Raw genomic sequence first — 12,718 nt, 5'->3', positions numbered from 1 at the left:
GCGGGCGATGGCGCACGCTCGGGATGCGTCAGTATATTGAGGCCATGCCAACCGTGCCGTCATCCGGGGCTTCTCGACTGCGCGCCTGGCTGAAGGCCTGCGGTTTGCCCACGCTTTTGCCCACCACCTGCCTGCTGTGTGGCCAGTGGCAAGACACCCCCCTCTGCCAGCTCTGCGTGGAACGCTGGCAGCGCCCCGTGCCACGCTGCGTGCGCTGCGCCATCGCCCTGCGCGGCCACGCCCTCGACAGCGTCTGCCCAGCCTGCGAAGACCAGTCTCCCGAGTTTGACCGCGCCATTGCGGCGCTGGACTATGCGGCGCCGTGGCAGGGGGCGCTGTCGCGCCTCAAGTTTCAGGAAGGCACGGCACTGGCTCGGCCGCTGGCCGACCTGATGCTAAAGGCCCTGGCACAGCGCCGTGACCGGGTCGACCTGATTGTGCCGGTGCCACTGTCGCGCCCTCGCCTGCTCGAGCGCGGCTACAACCAGACCTGGCTGCTCGCCCAGCATCTGGCGCGAAACCTGAATCACCCCGCGCGCCACGATGTGCTGCACCGCGCCCATCACACCGAACGGCTCATGCACCTGGATGCCGAGGCCCGGCGCGCCCAGATCGCAGGCGCCTTCGAGGTGTCCGAGGCCGCCCTGCCCCACATTCAACGCCGTCACATTGCCGTGGTGGACGACGTGCTCACCACCGGCGCCACCTTGGACGAGGTCGCCCGCACCCTGCGGAAGGCAGGGGCACGCAGCGTGTCCGCCTGGGTGCTGGCGCGCACGCCGGCGCCCGACCGATCAGGTGCTCAGGCGGCTGACTCAGCGGGGTCTGCGGTCGTCCACTCGCTGAGCAGTCGGTAGCCCAGGGCCAGCAGCGTCGGGCCCAGGAAGACACCGATCACGCCAAAGGCCAGCACCCCACCCAGCACGCCCAGCAGCACCACCGCAAAGGGCAGCCGCGAGCCACGGCTGATGATGAAGGGCTTGATGACGTTGTCCACCGTGCTGACGAGGAAGAAGCCCCAGGCCGCCACGAACACGGCCCAGCCCAGCTCCCCTTGCTGGAACAGCCAGATGGCCGCACCGCCCCACACCAGCGGCGGCCCCACCGGCACCACCGAGAAGAAGAAGGTCACCACGCCCAGCAACATGGCCGCCGGCACCCCCGCAATCAGGAAGCCGATGGCCGCCAGCACGCCCTGGGCCAGGGCCGTGCCCAGGATGCCGTAGATCACGCCGTTGACCGTACCTTGGGTGATCTCGATGAGGTAGCCCGCGCGCGTGCCGGCCAGGCGCGACAGCGCCACGCGCAGGCGCACTGCCAGGGCTTCACCGTGCAGGAACAGGAAGAAAGCCAGGAACACCGACAGGGCGATGTCGATCACGCCCTTGCCCACCAGGCGGCCCGTGGTCAGCGCCAGCTTCTGGGCCGGGTCGGCCAGCTTGCCCAGCTCGGCCATCAGCCGCTTGCCATCGTGTGCCAGCCGCTGCCAGTACTCGAAGAGCGACTGACCGACCAGAGGCAGCTCACGCAGCCAGGCGGGCGCATCGGGCAGACCACTGTTGACCAGATTGTTGATGCCCCGTCCCAACTGCGCCACGTTCTCGGCCAAACCGAACGCCACCGCCGTCACCGGGCCCAGCACGACCAGGGTGATCAAGGCCGTGACCAAGCTGGCCGCCAGCACGCGCCGACCTTTCAAGATACGGTCCAGCCACAGCAAGGGCGGCCAACAGGTCGACGCCAGGATGGCCGCCCAGGCCAGCGAGCTCATGAAGGGCCACAACACATAGACGCAACCGACCGCGAGGAAGGTCAGGGCCACGATGGCCAGGAGACGGTCGGCGCGCAGAGGGTCCATGTGTCAGGCAAGCGGGGTCAGGTGGCAGGGATGGGGGTACCGCAACTTTCGCAGAAAGCATTGTCGCTGTCATTGACCGTTTCGCAGGCCCCACACACCACCTTGGCCGACGTGAGCGGCGCCACCACCGCCTCGGGCACGGCCTCGGCCTGGGGGGCCGCCGCCTGCAACAAAGTCTCGGCCACCACGCCGGACGTCAACGCGGCCGTCGAGGGTGACGCGCCGCCCAGCTGATTGAGCGCTCCCATGGCCGCCATGCGGCGGGCGTCTTCGTTGGCCGTCGGCGCGATCACGATGCTCTGCTCACCCGCAAACTGGCGCACCAGGTTCTTGAGGTACTCGGCCTCTTTGGGCTGACTCAGCATGCCTGTGATGATGCGGGGCGTGACGCTGCCATGGCTCTGGTGGCCAAAGACCACGCTGCGCAACTGCATCACCCAGACGCGGAAGGTCATGTTCTCGACGTTGACCACTTCGCGCTCGGTGAAGACGCGGTCTTGCAGGCGGTTGCCGATGTCCACCTTGGAGCGGATGTAGCTGCCTTCCATCTCGACCCAGGTCAGCGTGGACTCGAAGTCGAAACGGCCCCACAGGGTGTGGGCACTGCGGAAGGCGTAGCCACCGACGGCCACCAGCGACAGGCCCAGCGAGGCAAAGCCGAGCACCGGGCGCCAGTCGCTCATCGGATCGAAGCGCACGGCGAAGATCACCAGCGCCAGCGCCCCCGCCAAGGTCAACACGACGCCCATGAGGTCAATGATCATCAGCCAGAAGAAGCGCGGGTAGGCCTTGGCGACCGAGAAGTCCATGCGCTTGAACGCCGAGGGCGCCATCGGCTGGGTCTCTTCCAGAATTTGGCCCTTGAAGTTGCCGGCACGGCTGCCCAGGTTGATGTTGGGCAGGACGCGAGCGTAGCGGCGGTTGGGGATGCGGTGCGTCCAGCTGCGCTGCATCTCGCGGTCGAGCTCCTGCATCAGCAGGTTCGGGTCGGCATTGAAGCTGAAGTTGTCTTGCGTGTCGACCTTGCTGACCGGGGGCGGCGGGTCGATGTGGCGCTGCACGGCCACGAAAAACACACCTTCGATGGCGGCCAGGGCCACCAGGATGATCAGGGCCTGGGTGCCGAAGCTGGCCCATTCCAGATCGGGCAGGACGCCGCTGAGAAAGCCCAGAGCCACGGGGCCCAGGATGGCCGCCAGCGTCAACCCCACGATTTGCTTGAGGTTGAAGCTGACCTTGGCCTGCACGTCACTGCCCGATACCGGCTTGACGGCCATGAAGACCACCAGTGCCAGGAAGAAGCCACCCACCCAGGCCTGGATGGGCGAGCCCCAGACGAAGATCATCGCCACCAGCATGATCAAGAGCAGGAACGCGTAGGACGCCAGATTGGCAAAACGGTTCTGCAGCACGTTCTGGATATAGGCCGGCGCCGTAATCAGGTCCTTGACCAGCGAGTACAGCACCCCATTGAGCGCACCACTGGGAATGGCGAACTCCAGCGCACCCTGACGCACCGTCTGCATCAGGGTCTTGGCGCCATCGGGCAGGCCCAGCTTGTCAGCTTCCAGCTCCGGCGCCAGGCCGGCGGGCTGGCCCCGTCCGAAGAACACACGCAGCTGCTGCCCGATGCGCACGAAGTTCCAGGCGGCCAGCACCAGCATGCCCACACCCAGCGCCACCGGCACGATGAAGCTGCCCAGCGCCTGCTGCGCCAGATGCTTGCGTGCCAAAAAGATCAAGGCCAGGGCGCACACCAGCAAGACAGTGGCGCGCACCGCCCACAGGATGTTCTCGACGCGGTAGGGATTGGGGAAATCAAGCTGGGCTTGCTCGGAGCTGTATTCGTAAGACATAGGCGAAACAGAGGAACGGGGAGTCGGAGGCTGAGACTGCGCGACGCAGGCCGCTTTACTTCAGCTTGTGGCCGCAACCACCGCAAAACACGTCGTCAGCGGTGACGCTGTTGCCGCACTTGGGGCAGGCCCCCGGCTGAACAGCCGGCTTCGCAGGCACTGCAGCGGGTGGCACGGCCATGTCCGGGCCGTTGAAGACCTGACGCAGCGAGGTCGGTGCCGGACTCGCCATGCGACCACCTTGCGAGCTGCTGCCCATGTCCACCTCGCCCACGTGATCGTCCCGGTGCTTGATCAGGTTCTCGATCACACCGATGATCTTGTGCAACTGCTCTTCATTGATCTCCTGGCCCTCGATCACGGAGCGCTTGAAGGTGATGGCCGCCACTTCACCGGCGGCATCGGTGAAGCCGAAGGTCAGTTGGCGATTGAGCACGTAATACAAGCCCGAAATCACCGCGCCCAGCACGAAGAAGGCAAACAGGGCCCAACCGCTTTGCATCGCGCTGCCGAGGAACAGGCAGAAGCCAAAGATGCCCAAGGCGGTCTTCCAGGGCTTGAAACGCCCATAGAACGTGGAGCAGACGTGCTCGAAGGTGGTCAGGCGCCGAATGAAGCCGGACAGGGAGCCTTGCTCGAACTCGATGCGCGTGCCCGTCACCTGAAAGGTGGTGGTGGCGTCGATCCCCAACAGAGAGAAGACGAAGCTCCAGAAGCCGCTTTCCCGGGCCACGACCTTGACGTAAGGCTCTCCCGAGGCCGGGTTGGATTTGACGCTCCACGATTTGATGACCAAGGCCATGCGATGTTCCTGATGTAGTGATGGATGAGAGAGAAAAAAACCGCCTCGCGAGGCGGTTGCTGAGGATCAGACCTCGGTGGTTTTGAGGCGTCCCGCCTTGACGGTGATGCGCTCCATGCCCTTGGGCACACTGGTGTCGGTCACCTTGGTCACCGTGATGGGGTTGCCCTTGGCCGTCTGCACCTGGCCGCCGGCCATGTTCACCTTGCTGGCGCGGGCATCGGCGGGCGTCACCGCCACGCGGATCTCGGCCGAACCACGCTCATCGGCCACCCGCTCGGCCAGCGTCTTGAGCTTGCCCATGGCCGCTGTGTACTCGGGCGTGCCCTTGGCCGAGATGGGCAGGTCGATGCTGACCGAGTCGAAGGTCTTGATCTTCTGCGTGTTGCCGGTGGCCTTGTCCTTGGCCACCACCTCCACCGTTTTCACCTCCCCCCCGCGTGCACGCTGCTGGGGCGGCAAGGAGGCAGTGGCCTGGATCGCTTCCTGACGGACACGCTCGGCCTCGGCAATCTCTTCCTGTCGCGCGCGCTCAAAGCCGACCAGGCCACCGACCACGGCGCCCATGGCGCAGCCGGCAGCCATGTTCCCACCGGCCAGCTTGGCCAGCAGGGCCCCCCCCGCGCAGCCCAAGGCCCCGCCCACGACGGCGCCGGTGGTCTTGTTGTCCATGCCCCCCTGCCCGGCCGTGTTGGCACAACCCGTCAGACCGATGGTCAGGGCGATGGCGGTCCATCCAAACTTGTTCATACGTGCTCCCGTGTTCACTTCAGCAAATCGTCCAAGGTCTTGTTGGCCTGGTTCAGCTTGGCCTTGTCCTGCTCGCGTTGCCGCGCCTGGGCCTGCGCCTCGCGACGGGCTTGCGCCTGGCGTGCTTCCTCCTCCACCTTCAGGCGGCGAGCCTGAGCCTGGGCGGCCTCGTCCACGCTGGGGGTCGGCGGCACCGCGACCGGCTCGCTCTCGATGATCTCCTCCGGGGCGGGCTCGGGCGGAGGTGCGTTGAGCACCGGCACGGGTGCCTCGGTGACCGGCGCAATCGGCTGCGGTGTCGCTTCAGGCATGGCCGCGTCCGATGCCTCGGCAGAAGGCTCGGGCAGAGCGGGTTCATCGGCCACAGGTGTCGAGCTGCGTGAGGTCAACCACCACGCGAACACCCCCAGGACCACGACGGACGCCGCCACCAGCGCGATGACGGCTTTGTTGCCTGAGCGTCCGGGCTGAGGGGCCGGCTTCGACGCGACTGACTCGGAACGTTCGGACCTGGCCGGCTCGGTCACCGGAGGCACGGCCGGCTGCGGCACCGGCGGCTCTGGGGGAGCGGACGGCGCCGGCGGCATCTCGGGAGCCGATGCCGTGATCGGTGCCGTCACAGGCTCCACAACCGGCACCACGTCGGATTCAACAGGCAGTTCAGCGGGTGCAGGTGCAGGTGCAGGTGCAGGTGCAGGTGCAGGTGCAGCAGCGAAAGCATGACCGCATTTGCCGCAGAACTTCGCCCCGGGTTTACACGCCGCGCCACAGCTCGGGCACGGCTGGGTCGCCGACTCGGCCGGTGCGACCTCGGGGGCCGGCACCGTCACAGGCTCGCCGCACTTTCCACAAAACCGGGCGCCTGCGGCCAGCCCATTTCCACATTTATGACACTGCATTGATCTTCAAATCTCGGACGAGGACGTCGCACATTCAACCCCGAAGGTGTGACGGTAGCAATCGAATTTGTAACGATTATGACAATGAGGCGTCCTGCTTTTCATGAGGTCGATCAAAGAACAACAGTCTCCTGATCCGGAGCCTCGCTCGCGCGCCCCTTGACGCCCCGCGCCATCGTTGCTGCAATGCAACCGTGTACCGCACGTCAGGGGACATTCATGGCCCAACACGACCTCACGCACGCGCCGTCCCCTGTCCACAGCGGGGACAGGGCAGCGCACCGTCATCTGGCGACCCTGCTGGCCAGCGCGGATGTGCGCCTCGACGGGCAGCGCCCCTGGGATCTGCAACTGCTGGGCGAAGGCGTCCCTGAGCGTGTCCTGGCCCACGGCAATCTGGGGCTGGGCGAGACCTACATGGACGGTCTGTGGACCTGCCAGCACCTGGATCAGCTCTTTGACCGCCTGCTGCGTGCCGACATGGCCTCGCGCGTGCGCAGCCTCAGCACCGCCTGGCATCACCTGCGGGCTCGCTGGCTGAACCTGCAGACCGAGCCTCGCGCCTGGCAAGTCGGCCAACAACATTACGACCTCGGCAATGCGTTTTACGCGGCCATGCTCGACCGTCGCATGACCTACACCTGCGCCCTCTGGGAAGGCGCCCGCGACTTGGACGAGGCCCAGGAGAACAAGCTGGAACTCGTCTGCCAAAAGCTGGGCCTGCAATCAGGCATGCATGTGCTCGACATTGGTTGCGGCTGGGGCAGCTTCATGAAGTACGCCGCCGAGCGCCACGGCGTCCGCTGCACGGGCGTGACCATCTCTGCCGAGCAAGCCGCGCTGGGTCGCCAGCTGTGCGAGGGCCTGCCGGTGGCGTTCCACCTCATGGACTACCGAGGCTTGAGCGAGCGCTTTGACCGCATCGTCAGCCTGGGCATGTTCGAGCACGTCGGGCAGAAGAACTACGACACCTACATGAGCGTGGCCAAGCGCTGCCTGGCGCCCGATGGGCTCTTTCTGCTGCACACCATTGGACGCAACGAGCCTGGCCACGGCACCGACCCGTGGATCCACAAGTACATCTTCCCCAACGGCGAGCTGCCCACCATCGCGCAGATCGGCCACGCCTGCGAGCGACGCTTCGTGGTGGAGGACCTGCACAACTTCGGCGCCGATTACGACCGGACGCTGATGACCTGGCACCAGCGTTTTGAAGACGCCTGGCCTCGCTTTGCCGAACAGCTCGGCGAGCGCTTCCACCGCATGTGGCGCTACTACCTGCTCTCGTGCGCGGGCGCCTTCCGCGCCCGTGACGTGCAACTGTGGCAATGGGTGCTCTCGCACCCGGGACGTGCCGGCGTGTACCGGCGCGTGTCTGCGCCCCGGTGAGCGCCGCGAAGCTCACCTGTTCACCCCCGTTGTCAGTTTCCAGGCCCCTTGAACCGGGCGTTCACAGGCATTTCGGGGGATTACACGGGGGAGGGACCCCAATGTGACTCGGTACAAAGTCACATTCTTCAATGAAAGGTCCCCATGACCCTCCGCACACGCACCTTGCGCCCTCTCGCGCTTGCCACCCTCGCCAGCTGCCTCATGGCTGGCGCCCTGACCAACGCCATTGCCCAAACCACGACCCTGGGCACACGTGGCACCCTGAGCCAGGCCAACGCCCCGACGACCACCAACCCCTACGTCAACTGGTCCACCTACGATCGCGCCGCCGACTACCCGCGCTCCATCTCGCTGCCGCTGCAGTACATCACCACCAGCACCGGTGACAAGCTGTCGGTGCGCGTGTCCGTGCCCGCCAACATCTGGGGCAAACAGGCCTCCGGCAAGTTCCCCGTCATCCTGACGCAAACCGCCTACCGCAACGGCGTGGGCCAGATCCTGGGCACCATCGCCACCGGCGACACCACCCTGATCATCGGCGGCAAGGACGACTACATGATCCGCCGCGGCTACATCACCGTGGCCGTCGACGCCTGGGGCACCGGCATGTCCACCGGCGAAACCCAACTGATCGGCGAGGCCGAACAGCAAGCCTACGGCGAAGCAGTCAAGTGGGTCACCCAGCAGCCCTGGTTCAACGGCAACCTGGGCCTGGCCGGCACCTCTTACCTGGGCATCACCAGCATGCTCACCGCCAAGCAGCAGCACCCCGCCGTCAAGGCCGTGTTCGCCGCCGTGCCCATGGGCGACGCCTACCGTGGCGTGGTCGGCGTGGGCGGCCTGCTGAACGCCCAGTTCCTGAGCATCTGGCTGCCGCTGACGCATGGCCTGAGCGTGGGTGCCCTCAACACGGTCGAACAACTGCTCAACCCCAAGCTGGCCTCGACCATCAAATTGGCCAACCAGCAGCACATCGACGCCATCGACAGCTGGTACCTGCCCACAGTGAACAACGGCTTGGCCGGCAAGGTGGGCATAGCCACCGACGACGGCTCGTTCTGGTCGGTGCGCTCGCCGATCGAAGGCGCCAACCAGATCAAGGTCCCGACCTTCCTGGTCGGCGGCACCAACGACATCTTCCAGCGCGACGTGCCCCTGCTGTACGAGCAAGTCAAGCGCAACGCCAACACCAAGCTGCTGGTGCTGCCGGGCTCGCATGTGGGCTCGATCATGAAGCTCATTGGCGGGGCCGAGGGCGTGCCCAAGGGCCGCTACCTGCTGCTGCAGTGGTTTGACCAGTACCTCAAGGGCAAGAACACCGGCGCTGCCAGCATGCCCAATGTGACCCAGTATGTGCAAGGCTATGGCAGCGGCTCCACCCAGCGCTACGCCCGCGCCACCGACTGGCCCCACCCGCAGATGTCCGCCCAGCGCATGTACCTGCGTGAAGGCAAGTTGCTGAGCGCACAGGCCCCCACGTCCACCGAAGTGGCCGCCTCCGTGAAGGAGCCGACCGCCCCGGTGGTGACGATTTCGCGCGGCAACGAGAGCGTCAAGGCCGAGGTCACGCTCAACGACGGCAGCAAGTGCTCGACCAGCTACGACCAGTGGACCCTGGGTATCGCCGGCATTCTGGGTGGCTCCTGCTACACCGATGCCAACAAGGTGGAAACCGCGCAGAAGGCGGCCATCTACGAAACCCCGACGCTGACCTCAGACCTGTACCTGAACGGCCCCATCCAGGCCGATGTCTGGGTCACCACCACCCACACGGACGCGGCCCTGGCCGTGCGCGTGGACAGCGTCTCACCCGATGGCGTGGCCACGCCAATCAGCACCGGCCTGATGTCGGCCCGCTACCGCGCGGTGGACACCAGCCGCTCGCGCTACGTCAACGGCGTCATGATCCAGCCCTGGCATCCGTTCACGGCTGCGTCGGCCCAGGCCGTGGTGCCGGGCAAGCCGATGCTGGTGCCGGTGGAGATCTTCCCGAATGCAGCCCTGATCCGCGCCGGCCACAAGCTGCGCGTGGCCATCAGCGCCAGCAACCAGGCGCAAGGTGTGTGGCCGCTGCCGAACCAGGCCAACGCCAATGGTGGCACCACGGTCATCCTCAACAGCGCCGAGCATCCTTCCAGCATCGTGCTGCCGGTGGTGCCTGCCAACACGCTGAATTGATCTGAACTCGCCTCAGTGGTAGAAACAGCAGGGCCCGGTGTCGTTGTCCAACGGCATCGGGCCCTGTGCACATGACATGAACAAAACTTTTGTCGCCGCCCTCTCCGCCCTGTCGCTGCTGGTTGTGGTGGTGCTGATGTGGCCGGACCCGCCCTCAAGCGATGACGCCTCCGGCCTGCCGGGCGGCACCGCGACGTCGCCCAGCACGCCGGCCGCGTCGGAAAACCGTTTTCCGTGGGAGACCACCGGCAGCGCCGCGCGCACATCGGCCACCCTGGACCAGTTGCGCCCCCAGCCGGATGGCCGCCTGCAACTGTCGGGCAACACCCGCGATGTGCTGGACACCTTTTTGTCGGAACACCCGCGCGCTGCGCCCGAGGTGATCGCCGCCCAGTTCAGAGAAGCCGCCCAAGCCCACCTGAGCGAACCCGCCCTGAGTGAGGCCGCCGACCTGATGACGCGCTACGCTGCTTACCAGGATGCGTTGAGGGCCACGCAAACCCAGCCGACGCCGGCCCCCAATGTGGAGCCCGGTCTGGCCGCCATCCTTCAGTGGCAGCAAACCAGCGCCTTGCGTGAGCAGTTCCTGGGCAGCACGTTCAAGGAGGCCTTGTACGGGCAAGAGGAACAGATGCAACGCTACCAACTGGCGCGCCAGCAGATTTTGTCGGTGCAGGGGTGGAGTGAGCAGCAGCGCAATGAAGAACTGGCCGCGCTGGAGCGGGAGTATCCGCGTGCGGTGGTGGAGGCGGCGGGGCAAGGCACTCGTTGAGCGGCCGCCTGTGAGCGGAAGCACACCGGGCCAGCGCACGACGTGCACAACACAATGAGAAAAGCCTCACAAATCAATGACTTGTGAGGCTTATTCTGGTGGGCGGTGCAGGGTTCGAACCTGCGACCCCTGCCGTGTGAAAGCAAAAAATCGGTCTTTTAGATCAAGGACTTAGAGAAAAAATCCAAGAACGACAATCACTTAGCGTACTTCAGTGTACTTGTTTATCCTTCGATATCCAAGTGTCAGTGTCCCAAAATTGTCCCAGCGGCGAGGGCTGTCCACCCCAGGCAAAGAAGGCTCATGTCGGTGTCCACACGGCCTTCACTCCCAGCCTCCGCCCACGCCACGTCCACACGTCGGCCACCTCCACGCGATAGCGCCCTTCGTCTGGGCTGTATGGGTGAACAACCAAAGCTTCATCGTCGATGTCGATGCGCTGCACGGTAAAGGTCCGGGACGGGAACACGTAGACGAACTTCCCCAACATCTTGCTGTGCAACGGCTTGAAGTCCTTGTTCAACAAGGTCACGAAGGTCAACTCTTCATAGGGACAGTCGCAGTCCGAGAAGATCAGGTAGCCACGGTCCGTTTCGTATTGATCGACCAGCCTGACACCCTCCAGCTTGTACGGTGTGCGAAGGCCGTCAACCAGAAGCTGCGCATGGGTGGCTTCAGGATCCTGCGCGAGCGCTTCCATGTCGAGGGAAAAACGGCTGATTTTCTTCATCGTTCAAACCCCGTCGTTCTCACGGGCAGGTCGGCGCATCGACCGCGCAGCCCAACGACAGGTACAGGTGCGATAGCAACAGCCTGCACACCGGACCAGGTTCATCGTTGCCACAGCATCGCCCATGTCGGCTTGTCGGGCATGCCGCGCTGAATCCAATCTTCGTATTGCAGCAGCAGGTTGAAGTGCAAGGCTGCAGTGATCAAACCCACCGTCAGGATCGAAATGGCCCAGGCCAGGAAACGCAGCCCTTTTGAACCCACACACCCCAGGAGGATTGAAGGCCCCGCAGCCCAAAGCAACAGGGAGGGCTCAAAGCCAATGTGGTTCTCGGGAACGCAGAAAGATCGATGCAGCACCCATGCTGACACCATTACTGCCGGCATGATCAACAGCGCAGCAACGACAACCTTGGGCAGGGCCCTCATGCACAACCGGCCATCAATGCTCAACATCAGGCCGGGGTGCGTCACGCTCGAACCTGTCCAAACTCAGCTCTGTGAGCGTTTCGCTCACGCCTGTGGACGAGAAACCTTTGCGGCCCGCAAGCCTCAGCCACTCCACCGCATGCGTCTTTTGCTGCCCATCGGGGAGCCGCTGCCAGTACGGCACCACATGCACACCGTTACCGCGAGCCATCAAGCCTTTGCACGATCCATACAGTTCAGGCAACTGATAGACAGTGAGCTTGCCCAATGGATCCGCCAGCAAATAAACGCTGCGAAATGGCGCGCTCTGACCTGCGCCGTCAGGCAATGACTCCACACAGATGAACGAATCGCGCCCGGCCTTCTCCGCCTTCAGGAAAATCGTGACCCCCTTTGAATCCAGCACCGCTGGAGCCTCGCCCTCCACGCGAACAGCTTGGCTGAGACGGCGATGCCAGACACGTTGGCCCGACCGCAAGACCAGCTCATCACCATGCAGCTCGACGTAAGCAGCCCTTTTGCCAAAGCGCCCATCCCAGGTCATGTAGGGAACATCATCGCCTTGCAGGTACCCCACAGTCATGTCCTGGGCCAACGAAGCCTTGAACACCTGGCCTGGCTGCCGAGCATAGAAAGTATCGCTGCTGAGCCCTTCGTCTGCTCGGGCTGCCATGGACAAGACGGCACATACCAAGCACCACAACCATCGTTTCATTTGTACTCCTTGGCACCCGTGGCCTTCACGTACTCAGGCGTGTAGCGCCAGAAGATGGTTTTCCCATGGGCGGCTGTAGAGCGATACACACAGTCAAACCGACCTCGCTCCTGCGAGTTTTCGATCTTCCCTGTTTTCTTGTTCTTGACCTGCCAGTAAATGACTTTGGTCTTCGTGATCGCGTCCATTCCGAAGATGTCGTGAGCAGGATTGAAGCGCCCCGGGTTTCGCGGAGGCTCCAACCCTGGAGAATGGAGCCATGAAGAAGTCCCCGAAGTTTTCACCTGAGGTGCGCGAACGCGCAGTGCGCATGGTCCTGGAGCACCGTGGCGAGCATC

12 protein-coding genes and 2 pseudogenes are annotated in these 12,718 nt (G+C 64.6%); 4 read left to right on the top strand and 10 right to left on the bottom strand.

The features are described from left to right. Positions 1 to 44: 44 nt before the first annotated feature. Positions 45 to 857, top strand: coding sequence for a ComF family protein (locus RBT42_RS10590; RefSeq protein WP_320364883.1), 813 nt, complete (start codon positions 45 to 47; stop codon positions 855 to 857). On the opposite strand, the gene RBT42_RS10585 is transcribed toward RBT42_RS10590, so the two are convergent. The 6 genes and pseudogenes from RBT42_RS10585 to RBT42_RS16510 all read right to left on the bottom strand — a co-directional run. Next, positions 803 to 1,858 carry an AI-2E family transporter gene (locus tag RBT42_RS10585; protein WP_320364881.1) on the bottom strand — a complete coding sequence of 352 codons (1,056 nt, stop codon included), beginning with the start codon at positions 1,856 to 1,858 and terminating at the stop codon, positions 803 to 805. The two genes, RBT42_RS10590 and RBT42_RS10585, sit on opposite strands and share 55 nt — an antisense overlap. 17 nt (positions 1,859 to 1,875) lie before the next feature. Next, on the bottom strand, positions 1,876 to 3,714 hold the full coding sequence (locus RBT42_RS10580) for a zinc ribbon domain-containing protein (protein WP_320364879.1): 1,839 nt from the start codon (positions 3,712 to 3,714) through the stop codon (positions 1,876 to 1,878). A 55-nt stretch (positions 3,715 to 3,769) separates the two neighbouring features. Beyond that, positions 3,770 to 4,516 carry a zinc ribbon domain-containing protein gene (locus RBT42_RS10575; protein ID WP_320364877.1) on the bottom strand — a complete coding sequence of 249 codons (747 nt, stop codon included), beginning with the start codon at positions 4,514 to 4,516 and terminating at the stop codon, positions 3,770 to 3,772. Between the two features lie 66 nt (positions 4,517 to 4,582). Next, positions 4,583 to 5,266 carry a hypothetical protein gene (locus RBT42_RS10570; protein ID WP_320364876.1) on the bottom strand — a complete coding sequence of 228 codons (684 nt, stop codon included), beginning with the start codon at positions 5,264 to 5,266 and terminating at the stop codon, positions 4,583 to 4,585. A gap of 14 nt (positions 5,267 to 5,280) precedes the next feature. Continuing rightward, positions 5,281 to 5,817 carry a hypothetical protein gene (locus RBT42_RS10565; RefSeq protein WP_320364875.1) on the bottom strand — a complete coding sequence of 179 codons (537 nt, stop codon included), beginning with the start codon at positions 5,815 to 5,817 and terminating at the stop codon, positions 5,281 to 5,283. A gap of 183 nt (positions 5,818 to 6,000) precedes the next feature. Beyond that, positions 6,001 to 6,165: pseudogene (locus RBT42_RS16510) on the bottom strand (double zinc ribbon domain-containing protein); the annotation flags it as partial. Between the two features lie 219 nt (positions 6,166 to 6,384). Here RBT42_RS16510 and cfa point away from each other — a divergent pair. The 3 genes from cfa to RBT42_RS10550 all read left to right on the top strand — a co-directional run bounded on the left by cfa (position 6,385) and on the right by RBT42_RS10550 (position 10,507). Continuing rightward, a complete protein-coding gene (gene cfa / locus RBT42_RS10560) occupies positions 6,385 to 7,554 on the top strand; it encodes a cyclopropane fatty acyl phospholipid synthase (protein WP_320364874.1) in 1,170 nt (389 codons plus the stop codon). Positions 7,555 to 7,698: 144 nt separating this feature from the next. Continuing rightward, positions 7,699 to 9,735, top strand: a complete 2,037-nt coding sequence (locus RBT42_RS10555) for a CocE/NonD family hydrolase (protein WP_320364872.1) — start codon at positions 7,699 to 7,701, stop codon at positions 9,733 to 9,735. Between the two features lie 76 nt (positions 9,736 to 9,811). Beyond that, positions 9,812 to 10,507, top strand: coding sequence for a lipase secretion chaperone (locus RBT42_RS10550; RefSeq protein WP_320364871.1), 696 nt, complete (start codon positions 9,812 to 9,814; stop codon positions 10,505 to 10,507). Between the two features lie 301 nt (positions 10,508 to 10,808). Here the strand turns inward: RBT42_RS10550 and RBT42_RS10545 are convergent, their stop codons facing one another. The 4 genes and pseudogenes from RBT42_RS10545 to RBT42_RS10530 all read right to left on the bottom strand — a co-directional run. Beyond that, a complete protein-coding gene (locus RBT42_RS10545) occupies positions 10,809 to 11,237 on the bottom strand; it encodes a hypothetical protein (RefSeq protein WP_320364870.1) in 429 nt (142 codons plus the stop codon). Between the two features lie 101 nt (positions 11,238 to 11,338). After that, positions 11,339 to 11,665 carry a hypothetical protein gene (locus tag RBT42_RS10540; RefSeq protein ID WP_320364869.1) on the bottom strand — a complete coding sequence of 109 codons (327 nt, stop codon included), beginning with the start codon at positions 11,663 to 11,665 and terminating at the stop codon, positions 11,339 to 11,341. A 13-nt stretch (positions 11,666 to 11,678) separates the two neighbouring features. Beyond that, the gene (locus RBT42_RS10535) at positions 11,679 to 12,380 is read right to left on the bottom strand and encodes a hypothetical protein (RefSeq protein ID WP_320364868.1); all 702 of its coding nucleotides are present in this window, start codon (positions 12,378 to 12,380) and stop codon (positions 11,679 to 11,681) included. After that, positions 12,377 to 12,718: pseudogene (locus RBT42_RS10530) on the bottom strand (hypothetical protein); the annotation flags it as partial. The pseudogene RBT42_RS10530 and the gene RBT42_RS10535, both read right to left, overlap by 4 nt.

The sequence above is a fragment of the Aquabacterium sp. genome (assembly GCF_034003525.1).
Lineage (GTDB): Bacteria > Pseudomonadota > Gammaproteobacteria > Burkholderiales > Burkholderiaceae_C > Aquabacterium.
The sequence above is the reverse complement of the archived record's forward strand: the minus strand, read 5'-3'. Positions and strand labels throughout refer to the sequence as shown.